Origin of the sequence: Brevundimonas sp. (assembly GCF_036399195.1) — a bacterium.
Classification (GTDB): Bacteria; Pseudomonadota; Alphaproteobacteria; order Caulobacterales; family Caulobacteraceae; genus Brevundimonas.
On the sequence record NZ_DASWNO010000109.1, the window covers coordinates 1 to 21668 of the forward strand.

25 protein-coding genes and 1 tRNA gene are annotated in these 21668 nt (G+C 69.2%); 11 read left to right on the forward strand and 15 right to left on the reverse strand.

Annotated features, from left to right (window positions below; all coding sequences use genetic code 11):
• Window positions 1-327, forward strand: a 327-nt coding sequence (locus tag VGB60_RS05200) for a hypothetical protein (RefSeq protein WP_331037202.1), incomplete at its 5' end; no start/stop codon positions are given.
• An 86-nt stretch (window positions 328-413) separates the two neighbouring features.
• Here VGB60_RS05200 and VGB60_RS05205 read toward each other — a convergent pair.
• Entirely contained in the window at window positions 414-620 is a 207-nt protein-coding gene (locus VGB60_RS05205; RefSeq protein WP_331037203.1) for a hypothetical protein, read from the reverse strand.
• A 123-nt stretch (window positions 621-743) separates the two neighbouring features.
• On the opposite strand from VGB60_RS05205, the gene VGB60_RS05210 reads away from it, so the two are divergent.
• On the forward strand, window positions 744-1676 hold the full coding sequence (locus VGB60_RS05210; RefSeq protein ID WP_331037204.1) for a DMT family transporter: 933 nt from the start codon (window positions 744-746) through the stop codon (window positions 1674-1676).
• Window positions 1677-1693: 17 nt separating this feature from the next.
• Here VGB60_RS05210 and VGB60_RS05215 read toward each other — a convergent pair whose 3' ends face one another.
• Window positions 1694-1897, reverse strand: a complete 204-nt coding sequence (locus VGB60_RS05215; protein ID WP_331037205.1) for a cold-shock protein — start codon at window positions 1895-1897, stop codon at window positions 1694-1696.
• 193 nt (window positions 1898-2090) lie between these two features.
• Window positions 2091-2861: an extensin family protein gene (locus tag VGB60_RS05220; protein WP_331037206.1), complete on the reverse strand. Its 771-nt coding sequence runs from the start codon at window positions 2859-2861 to the stop codon at window positions 2091-2093.
• A gap of 86 nt (window positions 2862-2947) precedes the next feature.
• Between VGB60_RS05220 and ppk2 the strand changes: the two genes are divergently transcribed.
• Complete coding sequence (gene ppk2, locus VGB60_RS05225; RefSeq protein ID WP_331037207.1) at window positions 2948-3691, forward strand: polyphosphate kinase 2; 744 nt, start codon at window positions 2948-2950, stop codon at window positions 3689-3691.
• Here ppk2 and gluQRS read toward each other — a convergent pair.
• Window positions 3688-4536, reverse strand: a complete 849-nt coding sequence (gene gluQRS, locus VGB60_RS05230; RefSeq protein ID WP_331037208.1) for a tRNA glutamyl-Q(34) synthetase GluQRS — start codon at window positions 4534-4536, stop codon at window positions 3688-3690. The genes ppk2 and gluQRS overlap by 4 nt on opposite strands.
• Before the next feature lie 169 nt (window positions 4537-4705).
• Here gluQRS and VGB60_RS05235 point away from each other — a divergent pair, with 169 nt between their 5' ends.
• From VGB60_RS05235 to VGB60_RS05245, 3 genes are all read left to right on the forward strand, one after another.
• Window positions 4706-5410 (forward strand): DNA-3-methyladenine glycosylase, encoded by a 705-nt coding sequence (locus tag VGB60_RS05235; RefSeq protein WP_331037209.1) that lies wholly within the window; start codon window positions 4706-4708, stop codon window positions 5408-5410.
• Window positions 5407-6057, forward strand: a complete 651-nt coding sequence (locus tag VGB60_RS05240; RefSeq protein WP_331037210.1) for a trimeric intracellular cation channel family protein — start codon at window positions 5407-5409, stop codon at window positions 6055-6057. The genes VGB60_RS05235 and VGB60_RS05240 overlap by 4 nt, the downstream gene beginning before the upstream one ends.
• Window positions 6058-6187: 130 nt before the next feature.
• A complete protein-coding gene (locus VGB60_RS05245; protein ID WP_331037226.1) occupies window positions 6188-6751 on the forward strand; it encodes an HNH endonuclease in 564 nt (187 codons plus the stop codon).
• Between the two features lie 48 nt (window positions 6752-6799).
• On the opposite strand, the gene VGB60_RS05250 is transcribed toward VGB60_RS05245, so the two are convergent.
• On the reverse strand, window positions 6800-7321 hold the full coding sequence (locus VGB60_RS05250) for a hypothetical protein (RefSeq protein ID WP_331037211.1): 522 nt from the start codon (window positions 7319-7321) through the stop codon (window positions 6800-6802).
• 114 nt (window positions 7322-7435) lie between these two features.
• Here VGB60_RS05250 and VGB60_RS05255 point away from each other — a divergent pair, with 114 nt between their 5' ends.
• Complete coding sequence (locus VGB60_RS05255) at window positions 7436-8212, forward strand: transglutaminase family protein (protein ID WP_331037212.1); 777 nt, start codon at window positions 7436-7438, stop codon at window positions 8210-8212.
• Here the strand turns inward: VGB60_RS05255 and VGB60_RS05260 are convergent.
• A complete protein-coding gene (locus tag VGB60_RS05260) occupies window positions 8209-9966 on the reverse strand; it encodes a M1 family metallopeptidase (RefSeq protein ID WP_331037213.1) in 1758 nt (585 codons plus the stop codon). The genes VGB60_RS05255 and VGB60_RS05260 overlap by 4 nt on opposite strands.
• A 125-nt stretch (window positions 9967-10091) precedes the next feature.
• Window positions 10092-10388: a 50S ribosomal protein L28 gene (gene rpmB / locus VGB60_RS05265; protein WP_331037214.1), complete on the reverse strand. Its 297-nt coding sequence runs from the start codon at window positions 10386-10388 to the stop codon at window positions 10092-10094.
• Between the two features lie 207 nt (window positions 10389-10595).
• On the opposite strand from rpmB, the gene VGB60_RS05270 reads away from it, so the two are divergent.
• Window positions 10596-11066: a DUF3617 domain-containing protein gene (locus VGB60_RS05270; RefSeq protein WP_331037215.1), complete on the forward strand. Its 471-nt coding sequence runs from the start codon at window positions 10596-10598 to the stop codon at window positions 11064-11066.
• A 42-nt stretch (window positions 11067-11108) separates the two neighbouring features.
• Here the strand turns inward: VGB60_RS05270 and VGB60_RS05275 are convergent, their stop codons facing one another.
• On the reverse strand, window positions 11109-12953 hold the full coding sequence (locus VGB60_RS05275) for a hybrid sensor histidine kinase/response regulator (RefSeq protein WP_331037216.1): 1845 nt from the start codon (window positions 12951-12953) through the stop codon (window positions 11109-11111).
• A gap of 413 nt (window positions 12954-13366) precedes the next feature.
• Between VGB60_RS05275 and VGB60_RS05280 the strand changes: the two genes are divergently transcribed.
• Window positions 13367-13786, forward strand: coding sequence for a BLUF domain-containing protein (locus VGB60_RS05280; RefSeq protein ID WP_331037217.1), 420 nt, complete (start codon window positions 13367-13369; stop codon window positions 13784-13786).
• Between the two features lie 37 nt (window positions 13787-13823).
• On the opposite strand, the gene VGB60_RS05285 is transcribed toward VGB60_RS05280, so the two are convergent.
• From VGB60_RS05285 to VGB60_RS05310, 6 genes are all read right to left on the reverse strand, one after another.
• Complete coding sequence (locus tag VGB60_RS05285) at window positions 13824-14225, reverse strand: response regulator (protein WP_331037218.1); 402 nt, start codon at window positions 14223-14225, stop codon at window positions 13824-13826.
• Window positions 14222-14626, reverse strand: a complete 405-nt coding sequence (locus VGB60_RS05290) for a response regulator (protein WP_331037219.1) — start codon at window positions 14624-14626, stop codon at window positions 14222-14224. Before VGB60_RS05290 ends, VGB60_RS05285 begins: the two co-directional genes overlap by 4 nt.
• Before the next feature lie 290 nt (window positions 14627-14916).
• A complete protein-coding gene (locus tag VGB60_RS05295; protein ID WP_331037220.1) occupies window positions 14917-15474 on the reverse strand; it encodes a CarD family transcriptional regulator in 558 nt (185 codons plus the stop codon).
• A gap of 307 nt (window positions 15475-15781) precedes the next feature.
• Window positions 15782-16123 carry a ferredoxin FdxA gene (fdxA, locus tag VGB60_RS05300; protein WP_331037221.1) on the reverse strand — a complete coding sequence of 114 codons (342 nt, stop codon included), beginning with the start codon at window positions 16121-16123 and terminating at the stop codon, window positions 15782-15784.
• A 68-nt stretch (window positions 16124-16191) separates the two neighbouring features.
• The gene (locus tag VGB60_RS05305; RefSeq protein WP_331037222.1) at window positions 16192-16488 is read right to left on the reverse strand and encodes an RNA-binding S4 domain-containing protein; all 297 of its coding nucleotides are present in this window, start codon (window positions 16486-16488) and stop codon (window positions 16192-16194) included.
• A 9-nt stretch (window positions 16489-16497) separates the two neighbouring features.
• A complete protein-coding gene (locus VGB60_RS05310; protein ID WP_331037223.1) occupies window positions 16498-18975 on the reverse strand; it encodes a helicase-related protein in 2478 nt (825 codons plus the stop codon).
• Window positions 18976-19263: 288 nt separating this feature from the next.
• Here VGB60_RS05310 and VGB60_RS05315 point away from each other — a divergent pair.
• Window positions 19264-19340 (forward strand) — tRNA-Arg (locus VGB60_RS05315).
• A gap of 107 nt (window positions 19341-19447) precedes the next feature.
• Window positions 19448-20032: an arylesterase gene (locus VGB60_RS05320; protein ID WP_331037224.1), complete on the forward strand. Its 585-nt coding sequence runs from the start codon at window positions 19448-19450 to the stop codon at window positions 20030-20032.
• 52 nt (window positions 20033-20084) lie between these two features.
• Here VGB60_RS05320 and VGB60_RS05325 read toward each other — a convergent pair.
• On the reverse strand, window positions 20085-21668 hold a 1584-nt coding region (locus VGB60_RS05325; RefSeq protein WP_331037225.1), incomplete at its 5' end, for a M56 family metallopeptidase.

Consider the following 21668-nt stretch of genomic DNA (forward strand, 5'->3'; position numbering starts at 1 on the left):
CATGCGGTGAAGGCGGGCGAGGGGCTGAACGCCGTGCGGCTGGCCCGCGCCGCCGCCGAGATCGCCCGGCTCAACGACCTGCTGGACTGGGCCGAGGCCGATCCGGCGCGCGAGGAGGCGGCGTTCGAGGCGCGTCAGGGCATGATGCGGATGTTCGTCCGCGAACAGGCGCTGCGGCTGGCGCAGGACATGGTCGCCGGGCGCGCCCTGCCGCCCGAATACGAGGACCTGAAGGCCGAGCTGGCCCGGCTGGACCGCGTCCACGCCGACTGGAGCGCGGAGCAGGCGGCCCGCTATCCGGACGCCGAAGCGGAGGGCGCCGCATGACCGCGCCGCCTTGGCTCAGCCGGGTCGGCAGTGTCGGAAAGACCGGCTTTCGCGATTTTCCGCGGGTCCGGCCTTCCCGACCCCGATCAGCTCAGGCTGCGGTTGCGCTTCGCCGGGGAGAACAGGAAGGCGAGGCCGCCGAGGATGGAGGCGGCGCCCAGGACCATGGTCAGGGTCTCGCCGTCGACGTAGCCGTCATAGACGACGTAGAGGCCGATCAGCAGCAGGGCGATGCCGATGACGCGCTTGATCATCGCGCCGCCGTCGGAACGGGATTGGGTCGTGGTGGCCATGTCGGGCTCTCCTTCAGGTGTTGTGCCGGTCAACCCGCTGGCGGGCGCGGGCGTTCCTGTGTCGCCGAGCCGACGCTGGCGGCGGCCGCTTTCGCCGGACGCGGTCGGGGGCTACAGCGGGACATGACCGGCCGCCCCTTTCCGACCCCGTCCAACCCTCGCGCCGCCCTGGCTCTCCCGGTGCTGATCGTCTCGGCGGCGGTCTTGGGGCTGGCCCCGATCCTGGTGCGGTTCGCCGACACAGGCGCGGCGGCCGCGGGCTTCTGGCGCTTCGCCTTCGCCCTGCCGCTGCTGCTGGTGCTGACGCGGCGCGGGAAGGACGGCGCGGGCGGGGTCGGGCGGCCGACGAAATGGATGGGTCTGGCGGCGCTGTTCTTCGTGCTGGACCTGTCGTTCTGGCACTACAGCATCGCCATGACCTCGGTGGCCAACGCCACGGTCCTGACCAACCTGACGCCGGTGGTGGTGACGCTGGCGGCGTGGCTGCTGCTGCGCGAGCGGCCGAAGGGCCTGTTCGTCGTCGCCCTGGCCGTCGCGGTGGCCGGGGCGCTGGCGATGTCGATGGGCGCGGACGGGCGGCAGGGCTCGAACCCCCGGTTGGGCGACGTCTTCGCCCTCGTCACGGCGCTCTGGTACGCGGGCTATTTCCTCGTCGTCAAACAGGCGCGGGGCGAGAGCTCGGCGGGCCGGATCATGCTGTGGTCGACGGCGCTGGGCGCGCCGCTGCTGCTGGCTGTGGCGGTGGTGTTGCGCGAGCCGCTGTGGCCCGCCTCGACCGGCGGCTGGGCCGCCTGCGCCGGGCTCGGGCTGGTGCATGTGGCGGGGCAGGGGGGCGTGGCCTGGTCGCTGGGCCGGCTGCCCGCGGCCCTGACCTCGGTCACCGTGCTGCTGCAGCCGGTGGTGGCCGCGATCCTGGGCTGGATCCTGTTCGCCGAGCACATGACCGCGCCGCAACTGGCCGGCGGCGCCGCCGTGCTGGCGGGGGTCGTCCTCGCCCAATGGTCGTCGGCCAAGAAGAAGGGCGCGGCAGCCGAAGCCGCCGCGCCCTCTCCGTGATGGTGATGTCCGTGGGTTCAGAGAACCTTGAGGTCGATCGCCGAGGTCTTGCCGCGCTGGGATTCCAGCTCGTACGAGACCTTGGCGTTCTCATCGAGGCCTTGCAGGCCCGCCTTCTGAACGGCGGTGATGTGGACGAAAACGTCCTGTCCGCCGCCCTCGGGCTGGATGAAGCCGAAACCCTTGGTCGGGTTGAACCACTTGACCGTGCCGGTCGCCATATTGCGTCTCCTGAACGCGCTTTCCAGGCAGACGCCCCTCGAGGGACGCCCGTCAGTCCATCTGGACGGCTCGATCAGGCGAAGGAGCAGGCACGGGGTTGGAAGCCGCGCGAAATCCGGACTGCGGCGATGTTTTCTCCCGCAAATCCGGGACGGTCAACCGCAAACGAATCACCCGGATGGTGAACGCCGATCAGCTGCACAGGCCCCGGGCGTCGCGCCGGGCGGCCCCGTCCAGATGCAGGTGGTTGGCGTGAGCGGCGTTGTAGTCGGGCGACAGCGTGGTCCCGAAGGCCCGGCAGGCGCCGTCGCGGATCCGCTTCAGGAAGGTCGAGCCCTCGGCTCCCGCGGGGCCCTGGCCGCTCCAGTCAGCCAGCACCGACACCTTGCGGCCGTCCGCCAGCGTCATGCCGCCGATGTCCAGCGCATTGGCGCGGGCGTGCTCGCTGGGCTTGGCGTCGGTCGCCGTCTGGCCGTAGACGCGGCGGCAGGCGTAGGTGCCCACCTCGGTCACCCGCGCGACCCGGCTGCCGAAGGCAGCCTCGGCCGCCGGCTGCATCACCTGCCGGTCCCACAGCACGTAGCGCACCGCCAGCGGGCACTGCATCACCGGGGTTCCGGCCAGCGGGGTGACCGCCCCGCCGGTGATCCGCACCGCGCCATGGACGACGCAGAAGCTCCCGTCGTCCTTGTCCTCGGCCCGTTCGACGGTGACGCCGGCCTCGCGCAGCACCTGCATGCAGGCCTCGGTGCTGGCGGCGACGCGTTCGGGCGCGGCGCTGCGGGGCACCTCGAACTGCGCCACCTTGGCCGTGGTCGCCACGCCCAGCGGTCGGGTCAGGTCCAGCGGCTTCCACGGCAGGTCCTGGGGCGGAACGAAGGCGTTGATCAGCGCGAACATCGCGCAGACCCCCAGCGTCAACTCCCACAGCAGGTTCCAGAAATCGGCGAAGTCGCGCTTCATGCGGGCAGTGTCGGCTGGACGGCGCCGCAAGGCAATCGAAGCCTCGGTCTGTTGCGGCGCTTCATCCACGCGCCCATGGTGGCCGGATGAGCAAGACAGCCGACTACGACACCGAACTGGCGCGCCTGCAGCTGCGGCTGGTGGAGGCGCAGGCCTGGGCGATCGAACAGGGACGGCGCACCGTCGTCCTGTTCGAGGGCCGCGACGCGGCGGGCAAGGACGGCTCGATCCGGCGGGTGACCGAATACATGTCGTCGCGGCAGACACGGGTGATCGCCCTGTCCAAGCCGAGCGAGCATGAGGCCGAGCAGTGGTACTTCCAGCGCTACGCGCCCCATCTGCCGGGGGCGGGCGAGACGGTGCTGTTCAACCGCTCCTGGTACAACCGCGCCGGGGTCGAGCCGGTGATGGGTTTCTGCACGCCCGAACAGTACGAGCGGTTCCTGAAGGACGCGCCGCGGTTCGAGCGGCTGCTGACCGACGACGGCGTGCTGCTGATCAAGCTGTGGTTCGACATTTCGAAGGAAGAGCAGGCCGACCGTCTCCGTGAGCGGGTCGAGGACCCGCTGAAGCGGTTCAAGGTGTCGGCGCTGGACGCCGAGGCGCAGAAGCGGTGGGACGCCTATTCCGCCGCCCGGGACCGGATGCTGAAGGAGACCCACAGCGGCCATGCGCCGTGGACGGTCATCGCGACCGACCACAAGAAGACGGCGCGGCTGAACGTGATCCGACACATCCTGAACCGCCTAGGCGCGCCGGGCGTCGAGGAGCCTACGGACAAGGACGTCGTGATGCCGGGCGACAAGGCGGTCGGACGACTGGCGGCCTAGAAGCCGAGCTCCGCCCTCAAGTCAGCCGCGGCGACGCCCGCCGCCCGGATCTCCGCCAGTGTCACCGACCGGTCGCGCTTGGCGTAGCGTCTGCCGTCGGCGCCGGACAGCAGGCGGTGGTGGCGGTACGTCGGCGTGGGCCAGCCCATCAGCGTCTGGATCAGCACCTGGATGTGCGCCGCCTCGAACAGGTCGCAACCCCGGACGACATGGGTGATCTCCTGCAGCGCGTCGTCGTGGGTGACGGCGACGTGGTAGGCGGTCCCGGCGTCCTTGCGCGCCAGCACGACGTCGCCGGCGGTCTCGGGCCGCGCGCGAATCAGGCCCCGCTCGCCGCCGGGGCCTTCGCCCTCCTCGATGAAGGACAGCGCCTCCCACGCCCGTCCGCCAAGCAAGTCGCGGGCGCGGTCGAGCGACAGGCGCCAGGCGAAGGATCGGCCCGCGGCCAGCAAAGCGGCTTCCTCCTCGGCGGAATGCGGGCCCGGCCGCGCGGCTTCGGACGGGCCGTGCGGTGCGTCTCCGATCGCGTCGAGCACCTCCTTGCGGGTGCGGAAACAGCGGTAGAGCAGGCCTTGGCGATCCAGGGCTTCGACAACGGCGCCGTACTCCGGAAGGTGATCCGACTGGCGCCGGACGGGGTGTTCCCATTTGAGGCCCAGCCAGGTCAGGTCCTCGATGATCGCCCCCTCGTACTCCGGTCTGCAGCGGGTCGGATCGATGTCTTCGACTCGGAGCAAAAAGCGCCCGCCCGCCTCTCGCGCGGCGCGCTCGGCCGTAAGGGCGGAGAAGGCGTGCCCCCGGTGCAGGCGACCGGTCGGCGACGGCGCGAAACGGGTGACGAACATGGTCAGCTGCGCTTCAGCGCGCCGGCCCGTTGATCCGCCAGAATGTGCAGCGGTTTCCGGCCCTCGGATTCAGCCCGGAGCCCTTCCGGGGTGATCGGGTGGAGGAGTTCGTCCAGACTGCGCATGGGCCGAGGCTAGATCGGCCAAGCTCCGCTGTCGACAGAGGCCCATGCCCGCACATCCCGCTTCAGAATACATCACGGCGGCCCGGCGAGAGCTGGCGGAGTGCGACCCGGCGCTGGCCCGCGCACTGGACCAGACCCCGCCCTTCGAGTGGCGCAGCCGGCGCGGCGGCTTCGAGGGCCTGTTCCGCATGATCGTCGAACAGCAGGTGTCGCTGGCGGCCGCGGCGGCGATCTGGGGCCGGGTCGTTCAAGGGCTGGACGGAGAGGTCACGCCGTCGGCGGTGCTGGCGCGCGACGTCGAGACCCTGCGCGGCTTCGGCCTGTCGATGCAGAAGGCGAACTACGGCCACGAGATCTCCCGCGCTCATCAGGACGGCCGGATCGACTTCGACCATCTGGAGCGGCTGTCGGACGATGAGGCCATCGCGCGCCTGGTCGCCATCAAGGGGGTGGGCCGGTGGACGGCGGAGACCTTCCTGATGTTCTGCGAGGGACGGATGGACGTGTTCCCGGGCGGCGACATCGCGCTGCAGGAGGCGATCCGCTGGGCCGACGGGGCGGCCGTTCGACCGGGCGAGAAACAGGCCGTCGCCCGCGCCGAACGCTGGCGGCCGCACCGGTCGGTTGCGGCGCATCTGCTTTGGGGGTGGTATGGCGCGGTCAAGCGCGGCGACGTCGTGCTGGAGGACCATCCCTCTCTCAAGCAGGCGAGCGCCGCGCGCGAGACGATAGAGAGCAAGACAAAGTGAGCCCCATCGTCGATCCCGCCCTGGCCGACCCCGAGACCGTTCTGGGCGCGCTCGATTTCGCCGGCGTGGCTGTGTTCGCGGCGACCGGCGCCCTGGCGGCGGCGCAGCAAAGGCACGACCTCGTCACCTTCGCCTTCTTCGGCGCCATCACCGGCGTGGGCGGCGGCACGCTTAGGGACCTGCTGATCGGCGCGCCGGTATTCTGGGTGCAGGACTGGCGGTACATCGCCGTCTGTCTGGCCGCTTCGCTGGCGGTGTGGATGGTGGGAGCGCGCCCGTGGCGGTTCCGAGCCCTGCTGTGGCTCGACGCTATTGGGCTGGCGGCCTACGGCGTGCTCGGCGCGGCAAAGGCCGAGGCCGTCGGCGTGGCGCCGCTGATCTGCGTCGTCATGGGCGCTCTAACGGCCTGTTTCGGCGGCGTGGTCCGGGACCTGCTGGCGGGACAGCCGTCGATCCTGCTGCGGCGTGAGATCACCGTGTCGGCCGCGCTGCTGGCGGCGACGGTCTTTGTCGCCGGACGGGTGCTGGGCCTCGACGCCTGGCCGGCGGCGCTCATCGCGGCGCCCTGCGGCTTCGCCCTGCGGGCCGGGGCGCTGATCTGGGGCTGGAGTCTTCCCGCTTTCCCCGGGACCCGGACGCGCGGCTGAGCGTTACCGAACCGTCGTCGTCCGGTCATCGCCAAGCCGTCGAATCAAGACTAGGCTTTGACCATAGTCAGGGAAGGAGACGTGTCTTCAGTCCGGTCGCGTCGATGAGCCTCGCCCTCGCGGAGAGGACCTGATGCAGGTCCTGCACCGTCCCCCGTCCGGCTGGCCGGCGCTGGTGCTGAACGCCGACTTCCGCCCGCTGTCCTACTATCCGCTATCGGTCTGGCCGTGGGAGGAAGTGGTCAAGGCGGTCTATCAGGACCGCGTCGACGTGGTCTCGACTTACGACAAGGTGGTGCGCAGTCCGTCGATGGAGATGGCGCTGCCCAGCGTCATCGCGCTGAAGAACTACGTCGATCAGGACCGCCAGCCGGCCTTCACCCGCTTCAACGTCTTCCTGCGCGACGGCTTCACCTGTCAGTACTGCCACGCGACCGAGCAGCTGACGTTCGACCACGTGATTCCCCGCTCGCGCGGCGGCCGCACGACGTGGGAAAACATCGTCGCCGCCTGTTCGCCCTGTAATCTGAGAAAGGGCGGGCGGACGCCGCAGCAAGCGGGCATGCCGCTGCGCCGCGCGCCGCACCGGCCTAACGCCTGGCAACTGCAGGAGTTTGGACGGCGGTTCCCGCCGCACTATCTGCACCAGAGCTGGCTCGACTACCTATACTGGGACATCGAGCTGGAGCCGTAGCCGGGGATGGGCCTGCGCCGATGACGCAGGCCCCCGCTCGAGCGCGGCTTAACGACGGCGGCGGTTGAACTGCTCCTGGGTCCAGCCGCTCACGAGCACCTGCCCGTCGACGGAAACGCTGCCTGCCGGAACCGTGCGCAGCGTCCCGTCGGCCGAGCGGACCACGAAGGCGGTCGCGCGGCCCGCGTTGTTGCGGGTTACCTCCACCACGGAGCCCAACATCTGACCGTCGGAGCTGTGGACCATGGCTCCGGTCTGGATCGCCGTGTCGACCGCCGCGCCGTCGCGGCCAACCCGAGCGTCGGCGCGCGCATTCGCATTGGCGCTGACGGAGGCGTCGGGCCGTACGTCACGAACCATGTCTCGGGTGTCGCGAGCGGTCTCGCGCGCCAAACGGCCGCCCTCGCGAACGGTGGAGCCGACGCCCTGTGTGACTTGACCCACCGCCGGCACGCCGACGTTGGCCGAGCCGCCAACCTGGCCCGTCAGTCCGCCCGCGATCTGGGCGGAAGCGCTGCCGGCCAGCAAGGCCGCCGCGGCGAGAGCCGTCATCGAAACGAGCATTTTCATGGTAAACATCCTCAGCTTACAAAAAGCCCCTGCCGCTTGAAGAACGGACACGGCCGCTGGGTCGTTCCCTTTCCGGAGGCCCGCCCGGGCTCCTTCCGCACGCCTGGAGACCGCATGAAAATCCGCGTCCACGCCGAACTGGTCTATGGCTTCGATCCGCCGACGGATGCGATCTACAAGATCCAGGTCGCGCACTGGCCGGGACAGACGGTGATCGAGGAGCGACTGGCCACCACACCGCCGGTCGAATTCATCGAGGATCAGGACGAGGAGTTCGGCGCCCGCACCCTGCGAGCCCATCTTTCGGGCGAGGTGGCGCTGACCTATGACGCGGTGGTCGACAACGGGACGCTGAAGGGCCTGCCGCCCGTTACGGTCCAGCACGACTGGAACGACCTTCCGGCCGAGGTGCTGACCTATCTGAATCCCAGCCGCTATTGTCCGTCGGACCAGTTCGGCCGCTTCGCCGAGCGGACTTTCGGGGGCACGGTGGGCGGCGACCGGGTGCTGAAGATCCTCGAGTGGATCAAGGCCGAGATCGATTACGAGCCCGGCTCCTCAGACAGCGAGACGACGGCGGCGCGCACCTTCATCGACCGGGCGGGGGTGTGTCGCGACTTCACCCATATGGGCATCACCCTGTGCCGCGCTTCGGGCATTCCCGCGCGGGCGGTCAGCGCCTTCGCCCATCAGCTGGATCCGCCCGACTTCCACGCCATCTTCGAGGTCTGGCTGTCGAACGGCTGGTGGCTGGTCGATCCGACCGGACTGGCTCCGGTCGAGGGACTGGTGCGCATCGCCTGCGGACGCGACGCGGCCGACATCGCCTTCCTGACGACCCAGGGTTCGTGCCGACTGGTGCGGCAGTCGGTGACGGCGGAGGCCGTCTAGTCGGGCGAACCGGCGGCTTTCCAGGTCTCGATGAACTCCAGGCGGCGCAGGACCTTGTTCTCAGGGTCGATCAACACGTGGGCGCGCGCGGGAATGTTCAGGGCTCCACGTCCGCCCGTCATGGCTACGGTCCGCAGCTGGCCGTCGACCTCGATCTCGATCGGCATGGGGAAGGGGGCGCCGTCGCCGGTGATCCACTCCAGCTCCAGCCGGTCGCCCGCGCGGCGCTGGCGCAGGTCGGGCAGGGCGGCCTGATAGAGGTAGCCGCGGAAGAACCAGGTCAGGTCGCGCCCTGTCTCCTCGTTGACGATGCCGAGGAACTCGTCGGTGGTGGCGTAGCGCGGGGCGAAGTTCCCCGGGCGCGGATCAGGCCGTCCGTACACCAGCCGGGTCACCGAACGGAAGAACGCCTCGTCGCCGATCAGCTGGCGCAGGCTGTGGGCGATCAGCGACCCCTTGTTGTAGATGTCGAGCCCAGGACCAACGTCGCCCTGATAGACTTCGTCCTCCGACCGCTCCGCTCCCGACACGACCGGGAAGCGGTTGATCAGGTCACGTCGCTGGTCCTGCAGTTCAGCCTGCATCAGGCGTTCGCCGTGCAGCCAGCGCAGGTAGAGCGGCTGCATGTAGCTGCCCAACCCCTCGTGCAGCCACATGTCGTCGGCGTTGCGGTTGGTCATCTGGTTGCCGAACCACTCGTGCGCCAGTTCGTGGTGCAGCAGCCAGTCGTACCCCTTGCCGTCCAGCTTGTACTCGTTGCCGTAGGCGTTGATCGTCTGGTGCTCCATGCCGAGGTGGGGCGTCTCTACGACCCCCATCTTCTCGTCGCCGAATGGGTAGGGGCCGACGGTCGCCTCGTAGAAGTCCATCATCGGGGCGAACTGGTCGAACAGGGCCCGCACCTTGGCGGGGTCGTCCGAGCGCAGATGCCAGTACGACATCGGCACCACATTGCCGAAGCGGCTGCGGTAGTCGGCCTTCACCTCGTCGTACGGGCCGATGTTGAGAGCGATGGCGTAGGTGTTGGGGTGGGCGGCGCTCCAGTTCCAGGTGGTCCAGCCGTCGCCGTGATCGACCGTCCCCATGAACCTGCCATTCGACGGCGCGGCGAGGTTGGAGGGCACGGTGATGTGCAGGTCGACCCGCTTCGGTTCGGCCAACGGACTGTCGATACACGGCCAGAACAGGTCGCAACCCTCGGGCTGCACCGCCGTCGCGATCCACGGGGAGCCGTTCGCCGTGTTGGCCCAGACGAAGCCGCCGTTCCACGGGGCGCGCGGCGCTACGCGGGGCTGGCCGGCGTAGGCGATCCGCACGGAAACGCTTTCGCCGGCCGCCAGCCTGCGGGGCAGCGGGATAGTCATGCGGCCCTCGGGATTGCTCCAGTCGCCGGCGGCCAGTTCGCGGCCGTCGACCTGCACCGAGGACACCGTCAGCAGGGTGTCCAGTTCGACGACCACGGCGGCGAGGGGCGCTGTGGCGGAGAAGTCGAGCACGGCGACGGCGTCGATGGCCCTCTGGCCAGGCAGCACCCGGATCGAGAGGTCGGCCTTGTCGAACCGCATCGCCTCCTGCTCGGGCGTGCGCGGCTGGTCGGTGCGGAGGGTGAAGGCGGTGGACTCGCGCGCGGGCTCAACGGTCGATGAGGGCTCCCCGACGGAAGGCAGGGTCTGGGCGGCGGGCGCCGAGGCGCAGGCGGCGAGGGCGAACAGCGAGGCGCCGGCCAAGGCGGCGCGGCAGGCGGCGAGGGTCAAGGACAGGCTCCCAGGGACGAAGCCGACAGCCTAGACGGCGGCTGCGGTCGCGCAAGGGAGGCGGGGCGCAAAGCAAAAGGGCCGGCGTTTCCGCCGGCCCTTTGAGAGTTTGATGGCCTCGCCGATCAGGCGGCGGCTTGCTCGGCCAGCTTGGCCTTCACCTGGCGCTTGATGCGCTGGGCGGCGACCGACAGCTGCTCGTCCTTGGCCTTGACGATGAAGGGGTCGAGACCGCCCTTGAAGTCAAGGGTGCGCAGGGCGGCGTTCGAGATGCGCAGGCTGAACGACTGGCCCAGAGCTTCCGAGGCGACCTTGACCGTCTTCAGCGACGGCAGGAAGCGGCGCTTGGTCTTGACGTTCGAGTGGCTCACGCTGTGGCCGACCATGGGGCCGATACCGGTGAGTTCGCAGCGACGCGACATCTGACTATCCTTGGCGGAGCGGCCCGCTTACGTCGCGGGCGCATGAAACAGAAGCGCGCAGGGACTGCTCCCCGCGCGAGAGGGGGCCGTATAGTGGAAGACCGCCCGTCGCGTCAAGGCGCGAGAGGCCGTTCAGCCGCCGTTCAAATGCCGCCATCTATGGCTTCAGACTATATGACGAATGTCCGCCGCCGAGGATTCCGTTTGATGAAGCCGTCCGTCCTGATCCGCACCGCCCCCGTTCTGGTCGGAGCCCTTCTGCTGGCGAGCGCCCCGATGGCCGGTCCGGCTCCCCAGCCGCAGTCGGCGACGCCGCCCGTCCTGCCCGGCTATTGGCAGTATACGACCAGCGCCGTCGGCCAGCGCGACACCGAGACCAAATGCGTCCGCCCCAGCGAGATCAACCGCTTCTTCGGCGGCCTGTCGACGCGCCACTACCGCTGCACCTATCCGACCCGGGACGTCGGCAACGGGAACGCCCGGTTCGAGGGCTCCTGCGTCTCGCGCAGCGGCCGTCAGGTGCGGGTGCGGTTGAACGGGACGTATCAGCCGGAGCAGTTCAGCTTCCGCGGCGGCGCCTCCATCCGGGCGGCGGGCGTCTGGAGCCCGTACATCCCGGCGACGATCACGGCCCGGCGCCTGGCGGCGCAGTGCCCGACGGGGGCGGAGTATTTCTGACGGAGCCGGACTGCTCAACTCGCTGACATTCCGGCCTAGGCGTCAGCTTCGTTGAGGAGCCTCGATCAGCTCTCTGATCTTCGTGCCCAGGGCGTCGAGTGCGAACGGCTTCGTCATGACGTGCATCCCCGGGTCGAGATGCCCGTGGCTAAGGACTGCGTTCTCCGCAAACCCTGTGATGAACAGGACCTTCAGGTCGGGACGTTGCAGTCGGCCGGCATCCGCCACTTGCCGCCCGTTCAGGCCGGGCAAGCCGACATCGGTGATCAAGAGGTCGATGCGGGCGGACGACTCGAGAACCGCCAGGCCTGATGGCCCGTCCTCAGCCTCGATCGCATTGTATCCCAGGTCCGCCAGGACCTCTCCGACGAGCATTCTGACCGTCGGTTCGTCATCGATCACCAGCACCGTCTCCCCATCTCCGCGAGGCGCAGCGGCCCGTTCCTCAGGGAGGTCATGCTCGTCAAACGTCCCCAGGTGGCGGGGAAGGTAGACGCAGACCATCGAGCCCTGGCCGAGCTCAGAGTAGATCGAGACCGAGCCTCCGGACTGTTTGGCGAAGCCATATATCATCGACAGGCCCAGCCCCGTTCCGACCCCCAATGGCTTGGTCGTGAAGAACGGATCGAAAGCCTTGGCCTGCACCTCGGGCGGCATGCCTACGCCCGTGTCGGAAACGCAGACCGAGATATATTGGCCCGGATCGATGCCTCGCTCCTTGGCGCTGGTTGCGTCCATCCAGCGATTGGCGGTCTCGATCGTGATCTTGCCCCCCTCCGGCATGGCGTCGCGGGCGTTGATGCAGAGGTTCAGGATCGCGTTCTCGAGTTGGTTGGGGTCGATGAGGCTGGGCCACAAGCCTGCAGCATTGATCGTTTCGAGTTCGATCTGCGGCCCTATGGTCCGGGCGATCAGATCGCCCATACCGTTCACCAGCCGCTTTACGTCAGTGGGCTTGGGGGCGAGGGTCTGACGGCGGGAGAACGCCAGCAGCCGGTGCGTCAAGGCCGCGGCGCGGTTCGCGGCGCCTTTGGCGGCCGTTACGAACTTGCTGACCTCGGCGGTCCGCCCTTGCGCCACGCGCGCCTCGATCAGCTCGAGCGACCCGGAGATGCCGGCCAGGAGATTGTTGAAGTCGTGCGCGAGCCCGCCCGTGAGCTGACCTACGGCTTCCATCTTCTGGCTCTGTCGGAGCATTTCCTCCCGGCGGAGATCCTCGGTCATGTCCCGACCGACGGTATAGAACACCCCCGCGTCCCCGCCACCGCCCGGCACCGCCGACCACGCGAACGACACGGCCTCGCCGTCGGATTTGAGAAGCCGGATGAAAAACTGGTGAGCGGGTTCACCGCGCTCAAGGACCTTCAAGACCTCAACGGTCGTTTCCAAATCGTCCGGGTGAATGATCTCCGAGAAGGGTTGTGAAAGCAGCTCCTCCTCGGGCCGCTGCAAGGCGAGCGACCAGGCCGGGTTGATGGACGTGAGGTAGCCGTCGAACGTCGCCACGCCGAACAGGTCCCGCGACATCTTGAAGAGCCGCTGACGCTCGGCATCCGACTGGCGATGCGCCATCACCTGCGCCGTCGTCTCCATGCAGGAGCAGAACATGCCGGCGATGACGTTGTCGTCGTCGCGGATCGGCGAGTAGGAGAAGGTCCAGTAGGTCTCTTCCACGAAACCGCGCCGGTCCATCGAGAGCGGTAGGTTTTCGGACCATGTGGCGTTGCCGCTGAGGGCGCGGCTAATCAGCGGCTCGATGTCAGACCAGATGTCCGCCCAGACCTGCTTGAAAGGCCGACCAAGCGCCGCGGGATGTTTGTGAGCGAGTATCTCCGCATAGGCGTCATTGTAGAGGAACGTCAGTTCGTCGCCCCAGGCGATGAACATCGGTTGACGCGAGCTGAGAACGATCTCAAGCGCGGTCCGCAGGGCGCGGGACCAGGATGACGGCGGCCCGATCGGCGTCTCCGCCCACGCATGAGCGGCGACTCGAGCCCTCATGTCGCTCCCGCTTTCCGAGGGGCTCAAACCCATACTCTCGCCATCGCTACTGCAGCGCCGCCGCCGCTTGAAGCCTTCCAAACCCCAGCGGAACCGTGGCGTTCCTTCCCGCGGCGATCTTCCAGGGGCCGACGCTTCGCTCGGAACCTCCACTGGCGGGTCAGAGCCGGCGTAAGGTCTCTCCCGGCCCGGATGTTCGGCCTGCCGACCAGACTGACAATCGGCGCCGGCTGGGATGCTTCTTAAGCGGATGTGTGCCTAACCCTGTCGCTGGTCGCGCATCGAAAGATATTCGCAAGTTGGCAAAAGAACTCCGCCGCGTCGTCTACAGGAGCGTGGCCTGCATTTCGCACGACGACGTCTCGAGTCGAGACGCAATCTTCCGATTATCTTTGGTGAACAACCAGCGAGACGGGATCACAGGCTGCCTTGCCCAGCCGGACGGCCATTTCGTCCAAGTGATCGAGGGGGAGACGCGCAGAGTTGCGACTCTGCTGGATCGCATCAGGGCGGACCCGCGGCACGAGCATCTCACGATACTGGGGGAGTGGGTGGTGTCGGGGAGGCTCTTCAGCGGATGGGCCATGGCTCGCCCCGATCCCACGCCTCTGAGCAAGCAAGCTTTCAGGGTCTGCACCGTCGACGGCAGCGGGGTGCAAGTCACGACCGCCCTCCTCGACCTCATGGGGCCGGGCGACCACCTCTACAGCGTGACATAGAGGGCGAGTCCTGACGGCTTGGCGCAGCCGCGGACTTTCAGGTCCCCCTGGGCGACCGGCCTGCTCGCAGACGGTTGATGTAGTCCACCACCGACTGTGGGTCGTAGGGGCGGGCGAGGTTTGGTCCGCTCTCGCATAGTTCGGCAGCTTCGTTGGCGGCGTTCGAGGTGGTCCCCGCAAGCCGCACCTCAAGCTCGGGTCGGTTGGCCCTCACCCAGCTCGACAGTTCAAAGGCGGACCGCGTGCCGACGGCGCCTACGTCGCAAAGGATCACATCAACCTTCAGCGCCTCATCACCAAGCGCTATCAGCGCCTCATCGGTGTGCGCGGCCTCGACGACCGAATAGCCGCAATGACGCAGATAGTCAGCCAGGGCGTGGCGAGAAAGGATGTCGCCATCGACGATCAGGACTGCTGACGGGGGTTGGGGATCGCTCAAGGCTTCGGCAACTGCGCTGAGATGACAGCCGCGACGACGTCCGCTTCGTAAGGTTTTCTGACGAACGCCGCCGCCCCGCCCGCGATCGCCAGGGCGGGATCGCAGTGGCCCGATGTGATCACCACCGGCAGGCCAGGACTCGCCAGCTTGATCTTTGCGAGCAGCGCAAGGCCGTCGGTCGATCCCGGCATTCTGACGTCCGAGAACACCAGATCGACGCGGACGCCTCCCTCGACGATCTCAAGAGCTTCGTCGCCGGTCGATGCCTCAATGACAGTGTATCCGAATTCTCGCATGGTTTCGGAGACCATCCAGCGGATCAATACCTCGTCTTCGACGACGAGAATGCAAGGTCGTTCGTCTTGACCGACCAAAATGGCTTCCGCTGCAGCACTAAGCATTGTTCCCCCGACAACAACCAAACATCAGCAGTGCCTAGAAGTTCCGGTCGTCGGAGGGCCGCCCGGCGACCGAGGCACGAAGCGCGACCTTTTGGCCCGACAGCAGAGCCATGGGGCGTAGTCATCCAGTAGGTGCGCACCACTCGTTCCGGCGTGCGCCGGCGATCGACAGGCGGAAGGACCCGAATTCCGTTTTTCAGCCATGCCGGGCGGAGCTGCGGCGCGCGCGCAAGTAAAAGGCCCGGCGTCTCCGCCGGGCCTCTCGTTCGTCTGGCGATGCGCGTCGTGGATCAGGCCGCTTCGGCCTCGGCCTCTTCGGCGGCTTCGGCGGCGGCGATGACGGCCTTCTTGGCGCTGAGCGACTTGGCCAGCAGCTGGACGGCGGCGTCCTTGTCGATGCGGTTGGCGGCGGCGACTTCGCGCGCCATCCGGTCGAGCGCCGATTCATAGAGCTGGCGCTCCGAATAGGACTGTTCCGGCTGGCTGTCGGCGCGGTGCAGGTCGCGCACCACCTCGGCGATCGAGATCAGGTCGCCCGAGTTGATCTTGGCCTCGTACTCCTGGGCGCGGCGCGACCACATGGTGCGCTTGACCCGGGCGCGGCCCTTGAGGGTCGTCAGCGCCTTGCTGACCACGTCGTCGGCGGCCAGCGAGCGCAGGCCGGCCGTCTTGGCCTTCTTGGTCGGAACGCGCAGGGTCATCTTCTCGTGGTCGAAGGTCACGACATAGACCTCGAGCGACATGCCCGCGACTTCCTGGGTTTCGACGGCCGCCACCTTGCCGACGCCGTGCGCCGGATAGACGACCGCATCGCCAACCTTGAATTCCAGACCCGTCTTGTTCGTCATGTCATTCCTTTCCCGGCGCAGGGCGGATGAGACGGTTACGCAAGTGACGGCTGCGCTCCCCATCGACGGCGGAGCGTCGGCGGCGCAGCAATATCAGTCGTCAGGAGCGGAAACGGATCACCAAACCTCTGGCCGACCCCGCCTTCGTGGGCGGAGTTCTGTCGCAAACGCGGGCGGCGCGAAGAAATCGCTTACCGCCCGACCCAATGACAGGAACCTATCACAAAACTGCGGAAATTCAAAACGTCCACAGCGTTGTCAAGCCAAGGCGCGTGAATCCTCGCCCCGAACCGCCCCTTTGCGAAGATCAGGAACCCTTGCCGGGCTTTTCGGAAAAGTATTTCTCGAACTTGCCGGTTTCGCGCTCGAACTGTTCGGCGTCGGCCGGGGGCGTCCCCTTGACCGTGATGTTCGGCCACACCTTGGCGTAGTCGGCGTTCACCATCAGCCACTTGCCGTCGGGCTCGTCCTCGGTGTCGGGCTTGATGGCGTCGACCGGGCATTCCGGCTCGCAGACCCCGCAGTCGATGCATTCGTCCGGCGCGATGACGAGGAAGTTCTCCCCTTCGTAGAAGCAGTCGACGGGACACACCTCGACGCAGTCCATGAACTTACATTTCACGCAGGCGTCGGTGACGATGTAGGTCATGGGGCGGTCGGCTGGCCGTGGACGGGAGAGGGAGCGGGCAGCGCAAATGAGCCCGCGGGTTCCCGGTGTCAACCGGCGGGCGGCTCGGGCGACCCGGCGGCGAGGCTGTACAGCGTCCGGGCCTCGATGGCCGGACCGCGCCGCTCGCCCAGCGCCTCGACCTTCAGGTCCATCAGCCGCCCGCCGAGGGCGAAGACCAGGCCATCTCCGGGGTGGACGCTGCGGCTGGCCTTGTCGAGCCGGGTCTGGACGCCGTTGTGCGTCAGCCGGACGACGCCGCGCTCGACCATGGCGGCGGCCAGCGAGCGGGATTTCGCGAAGCGCGCGCGCCACAGCCAAACGTCGATGCGGCAGGACTCAGCCAAGCGGGACGCTCACGTGACGCTCCGCTTCCGGGGCCGCCGGCGCCGACCCGGCTCGGACGCGGCGGTCAGGGCGGACAAGGCCGCGAAGGGCGAGTCCTTCGGGACAGTGGGCGCGCCGCGCTCGCGATCGGGCTGCTGGGCGCGGGTGGTTTTCAGGGCGGCGGCGAGGATGCGCAGGTCCTCGGCGGCGACGCCCAGTTCCGCCATGTCGGTGTCGGTCAGGCGACCTCCGCCCTTGGCCCGGCGTTCGCTCAGGGCCTCGAGCAATTCGACACCGACGGCGAACCGGCCGGCGGTCCGAAGCCCGAACGCCGACAGGGTCCGGGGCGAGGGCGAGGGCTCCGGCATGAGCGTCAGGGCGGCGGGGCCGGGCCGAAAGGGTTCGCGCGCGACGAAGGCCTGGGCGAGGGTTCTGGCGCGCGCCTTCAGCAAGGCCGGCAGCCAGACGGAATGGGCGCCGAGGCGCACGCCGAAGGTTCTGAGCGTGCGCCGTTCGACCTGGCTCAGGGCGGCGAGGTCGCGTTCGACCGCACGCCGGTCCAGCACGCCGCCGGCCTCGAGGAGGCGGAAGGCGATCCCCCGCGGCAGACCCTTCAGCGCGCCGCTCTCGATCGCGCCCTTGAGCCGGGCGAGCGGGCGCAGGGCGCGGCCGGCCTCGGCCGCCAGCCAGGCTTCGAGGCGGCGCTGGGCCCGGTCGCGGGCGGCCAAAGGACCGAGTTCGCCGAGCAGCCGGACGCGGGGGGCGAACCAGTCGCCACCAGCGATTACGCCCGCCTGCACGCCACGCCACAGCACCGCGCCGTCGGGCGAGACACCGAACGCCTCGTCCGGCTCCGCCGCCAACCGGCCCAGCCGGCGGGCGATCTCGGGCGTGACCGCCTGCCGCGCCGCGTGGCGCAGGGCGCGGTCCTCGAGCGCCGACGAGCCCTTGTCGATCTGGAAGTCGACGCCGCTGAGGTGACCCACGGCGTGCCCCTCGACCACCACCGCGCCGTCCGGGTCGACCTCGGCCATGGCGTCCTCGCGGACGTTCAGGGCGCGCATCAGGGCGGTGGTGCGCCGGTCGACGAAGCGGGCGGTCAGCCGCTCGTGAAGCACGTCCGACAACCGCTCCTCCAACGCCTTGGTACGGTCCCGCCAGCCTTGGGCTTGATCCAGCCAGTCGGGCCGGTTGGCGATGTAGCTGAGCGTTCGCACGCCTGAGAGCCGCGCGGAAAGCTGGTCGATCTGGCCGTCGTCCCGATCCAGTTCGGCGAACCGCGGAGCGACCCACTCTTCGGTCAGCCGGCCACGCCGGCCGGTCAGGGCGGTGAAAATCTCCTTCGCCAGCCGTCCGTGCTCGTCCAGCGTGGTCTTCTGGAAGTCAGGCAATTGGCAGGCCTCCCACAGGCGCATGATCGCCCCGCGCGAACGGCCGACCCGCGCGACCTCCTCGTCCTTGATCAGACGGCGCAGCAGGGTCTCGTCCAGGGCAGGCTGGGTCAGGTTCAGGCCGCGCACGCCGGGCGGCGCCGTCAGCGAGCGCAGCAGGTCGGGCAGGGTGTCGAAGTCCAGCCGGGCGTTGCGCCACTCGGCGGCTTCGACGGGATCGAAGCGATGCTCGACCACCTGTTCGATAAGGTCGGGATCCAGCTCCAGCGCCTCGCCCGTGACCCCGAAGGTGCCGTCACGCAGGTGGCGACCGGCGCGGCCGGCGATCTGGCCGATCTCGTGGGCGTGCAGCCAGCGTGTGCGACGACCGTCGAACTTGCGCAGGCCCGCGAAGGCGACATGGTCGACCTCCATGTTCAGGCCCATGCCGATGGCGTCGGTGGCGACGAGGAAGTCGACCTCGCCGGACTGGAACAGCTCGACCTGGGCGTTGCGGGTGCGCGGACTGAGCGAGCCCATGACCACGGCCGCGCCGCCCCTCTGGCGCCGGATCAGCTCGGCGATGGCGTAGACCTGGTCGGTCGAGAAGGCGACGATGGCGCTGCGCGTCGGCAGGCGGGTCAGCTTCTTCGAGCCCGCGTAGGACAGGGTGGACAAGCGCTCGCGGGCGACGATCTCGACGTCGGGCACCAACGCCCGCACCAGCGGCGCCATCGTCCCGGCGCCCAGAAACATGGTCTCGAACCGGCCGCGCGCGTGCAGCAGCCGCTGTGTGAAGACGTGGCCCCGCTCTGGGTCGGCGACCAGCTGGATCTCGTCGACGGCGAGGAATTCGACCGACCGCTCCATCGGCATGGCCTCGACGGTGCAGACGAAATAATGGGCGCGCGGCGGGACGATCTTCTCCTCGCCGGTGACCAGCGCCACGGCGGCCGCGCCGCGCCGCTTGACGATCCGGTCGTAGATCTCGCGCGCCAGCAGCCGCAGCGGCAGGCCAATCATGCCCGAGGCGTGGCCGAGCATCCGCTCCACCGCGAGGTGGGTCTTTCCGGTGTTCGTGGGCCCCAGAACCGCGACGACGCGCGAGGGGGGCAGGCCGGCGGAACGGTCGCTCATGATGGTTCAAAGGTGGCGTGCCCGCTCCGGTTCCTCAAGCGTCGCCGCGTCCGGGAGGCCAGGTGTAAACGGTCGCACGCTCTCGGGCGGAACAGGGGCGAAACGAATCAGGACCGAATCACCGACACGGCCTGATTCGGGGTTTGTTCCCTACAAGATATTGTATCTTAAGGCCGATTAACCACAACGGCGAAGGCCAGCCTTGGCGGCGCCCGGTCACGAGCGCCGCAATTCAGTTTTCGCACCGCTTCCCCCGCGCCGCGCGAGCCGCTAGGTCAGCCGGTGCGTGGCCCCGTAGCTCAGCCGGATAGAGCAAGGCTTTCCTAAAGCAGAGGTCGGGGGTTCGAGTCCCTCCGGGGTCGCCACCCTTCCAATCAACACCGCCGATCCACCGACCTGCGGCGGCGTTGGCGCACGGCGGGAAACCGAATCCAGAGCTGAGGCTTTGTTCGGCCATGCCATGGGCGCCTGAATGAAGCCGGTCATTACGCTGCTAGGAGATTCGATCAGCGCCGGCTTCGGCCTGCGCCCAAGCGAGGCGTTGCCGAACCAGCTGGAGATCGCACTTGCCGGGCTCGGGGTGGACGCGACGGTCTGGGGCTCAGGGGTTTCGGGCGACGCCTCCGCGGACGGCCTGCGCCGGATCGCCCGGGCGGTGCACCGCGACACCGCCCTGTGCGTGGTGGCCTTCGGCGGCAACGACCTGATGCAACTGGTGGCTCCTGACCGGACCGAGGCGAACCTGACGGCGATCATCGAGTGGCTCGAGGCCCGCGACATCGCCGTCGTTCTGGCCGGCATGCGGGCGCCGCCGTGGGCGGGCGTCTATGGGTTGATGTTCGATCAGACCTTCGCGCGGTTGTCGCGGCGTCGCGGTCTGCACGTCTATCCGTTCCTGCTCGAGGGGGTCGCGCTGACGGCGCGGTACAATCTGCCGGACCGCATCCACCCCAACGCGGAGGGAGTGAAGGTCATCGCCCGAGGGCTGGCTCCTGTCGTGGCCAAGGCGCTCGCCGACAGGACGGCTTTCGACGACGCGGGGCGGACGAGCCTCTGAGCAAGATGGATCCGTCGGCCCGCGGGGGACGCGGGCCGACGGCGGCGCCGGTTCAGTCCCGACGCTCGGCGCGGGCGCGCATCTCGCGGGCCCGAGCCTCCATTTCATCCGCGCCCTGGGCGAGGCGGGGGGCCATGGCCGCCAGTTCGGCGTCGGTCACCGTCTCTCCACGGGCCGCGGCGCGCTCGATCTCGCGGGCGCGAAAGGCCGGATCGCGGAGGTTCCCCGCCGCCTCCCGCATGCCGGCCGCGCCGCGCGCCATGCCGTCGGCGCCGTGGCGCATGCCGTCGCGGCCGGCCCGGTGGGCATGGGCCGCAGCCGCTTCGGCGTGGCGGGCGGCGACCTGTGCGTGATGAGCGGCGTTCACGTGGGAGGCCGCATGAGCCCGGGCGGCCGCGGAGGCGCGCGCCGCATGGGCCGTAGCCCGAGCGGCGTGACCGGCGTGAGCGGCGGCCTCGCGCGCTTGCCGGGCGGCTCGGCGCGCTTCGGCCCCGGCGCGGCGCGCTTCGTCGGACTCGCCAGAGTGGTAGACATGGCTGCCTGAGGCGGTCTGCGGCGGTGCGGGCGGCGCCGGCGGGGCAGGCGGAGCCGGAGGCGCCGGAGCGAAGATGCCGAACGCAGGCGGGGCAGGTGGTGCCGGAGGCGCGGGCGGCGCGGGCGGCGCTGGCGGCGGGGGCGGCGGCGGAACCTCAAAGCCTTCGGCGTCGGTCCAGACCACCGTCTCGCCGTTGACGGTGCGCGTCACGATCCGTGTCACGCTGCGCTCTTCCGCCGCCGGTGCGAGAGCGGCGACGGTGCTCGCGACGGGCGCCGCCGCGGGAGCCTCGCGGCGGATCAGCTCCAGCGCGGCCAGCGGGGTGGCGACGGCGGCGAGGGCGCCGACGGCGACGGCGATGGCGGCGGGACGGCTCTTGAGGGGGCGACGGTCGTTCATGATGCGTTCGATCCTGTGCTTGAGGGGGTGGAGCGGACCCGCCATGCCGAAGGCGGCGGGGTGGCTGAAGTCGGCGGCGAGGTCGACGAGGGCGCGGGCGTAGGTTCCGCGGTCGACATGGGTCAGGGCCAAGGCGTCGGCGGCCTCTTCGCTGCGGGCGATCAAGTCCGTGTGCAGACGCCACACCAGCGGGTTGAACCAGAACATGGCCAAGGCGGCCCGCGAGAGGGCGAGGAACAGCCAGTCGCGGCGACGCACATGGGCCAGTTCATGGGCGATCACGGCGCGGGCTCGCTCCGGGTGGCCGAGGCAGTCGTCGCCGATCAGGACCACGCCGGGGGGCAGGCCCCAGCTGAGGGGGGACGATACGCCCGGATGTGACAACAGACGCGGGCGACGGCGGGCAGGCAGGCGTTCGAGCGACGCTGTCCAGGCGGGGTCGCTGACGGGGCGGCCGGCGCGGGTCCAGACCGTCAGGCTCAGCACGCCGACGAGAAACCGACCGAACACCAGCGCGCCGCCGAGGGCCCAGACCGCCGCGAACACCATGGCGAGCGACAGGCCCGACGACTGTGGGAAGACCGTGACGGTGAGGGTCGTCGCCTCAGTGGGAATGGTTAGCGCGTAGGGGCCCGCGGCCGGCGCCGCCACGCTCGCAGCCGCCGCCGGCGCGGCGTCCAGAACCGCGAGCGGCAGGCGGGG

What these genes read in the sequence shown, in the direction of transcription:
- VGB60_RS05220 (WP_331037206.1), bottom strand. Translation starts at nt 2,861, where the DNA reads ATGAAGCGCGACTTCGCCGATTTCTGGAACCTGCTGTGGGAGTTGACG.
- VGB60_RS05270 (WP_331037215.1), top strand. Translation starts at nt 10,596, where the DNA reads ATGAAGCCGTCCGTCCTGATCCGCACCGCCCCCGTTCTGGTCGGAGCC.
- VGB60_RS05205 (WP_331037203.1), bottom strand. Translation starts at nt 620, where the DNA reads ATGGCCACCACGACCCAATCCCGTTCCGACGGCGGCGCGATGATCAAG.
- VGB60_RS05255 (WP_331037212.1), top strand. Translation starts at nt 7,436, where the DNA reads ATGAAAATCCGCGTCCACGCCGAACTGGTCTATGGCTTCGATCCGCCG.
- VGB60_RS05310 (WP_331037223.1), bottom strand. Translation starts at nt 18,975, where the DNA reads ATGAGCGACCGTTCCGCCGGCCTGCCCCCCTCGCGCGTCGTCGCGGTT.
- gluQRS (WP_331037208.1), bottom strand. Translation starts at nt 4,536, where the DNA reads ATGTTCGTCACCCGTTTCGCGCCGTCGCCGACCGGTCGCCTGCACCGG.
- VGB60_RS05250 (WP_331037211.1), bottom strand. Translation starts at nt 7,321, where the DNA reads ATGAAAATGCTCGTTTCGATGACGGCTCTCGCCGCGGCGGCCTTGCTG.
- rpmB (WP_331037214.1), bottom strand. Translation starts at nt 10,388, where the DNA reads ATGTCGCGTCGCTGCGAACTCACCGGTATCGGCCCCATGGTCGGCCAC.
- ppk2 (WP_331037207.1), top strand. Translation starts at nt 2,948, where the DNA reads ATGAGCAAGACAGCCGACTACGACACCGAACTGGCGCGCCTGCAGCTG.
- fdxA (WP_331037221.1), bottom strand. Translation starts at nt 16,123, where the DNA reads ATGACCTACATCGTCACCGACGCCTGCGTGAAATGTAAGTTCATGGAC.
- VGB60_RS05295 (WP_331037220.1), bottom strand. Translation starts at nt 15,474, where the DNA reads ATGACGAACAAGACGGGTCTGGAATTCAAGGTTGGCGATGCGGTCGTC.
- VGB60_RS05275 (WP_331037216.1), bottom strand. Translation starts at nt 12,953, where the DNA reads ATGTTCATCGCCTGGGGCGACGAACTGACGTTCCTCTACAATGACGCC.
- VGB60_RS05320 (WP_331037224.1), top strand. Translation starts at nt 19,448, where the DNA reads ATGAAGCCGGTCATTACGCTGCTAGGAGATTCGATCAGCGCCGGCTTC.
- VGB60_RS05290 (WP_331037219.1), bottom strand. Translation starts at nt 14,626, where the DNA reads ATGCTTAGTGCTGCAGCGGAAGCCATTTTGGTCGGTCAAGACGAACGA.
- VGB60_RS05235 (WP_331037209.1), top strand. Translation starts at nt 4,706, where the DNA reads ATGCCCGCACATCCCGCTTCAGAATACATCACGGCGGCCCGGCGAGAG.
- VGB60_RS05215 (WP_331037205.1), bottom strand. Translation starts at nt 1,897, where the DNA reads ATGGCGACCGGCACGGTCAAGTGGTTCAACCCGACCAAGGGTTTCGGC.
- VGB60_RS05210 (WP_331037204.1), top strand. Translation starts at nt 744, where the DNA reads ATGACCGGCCGCCCCTTTCCGACCCCGTCCAACCCTCGCGCCGCCCTG.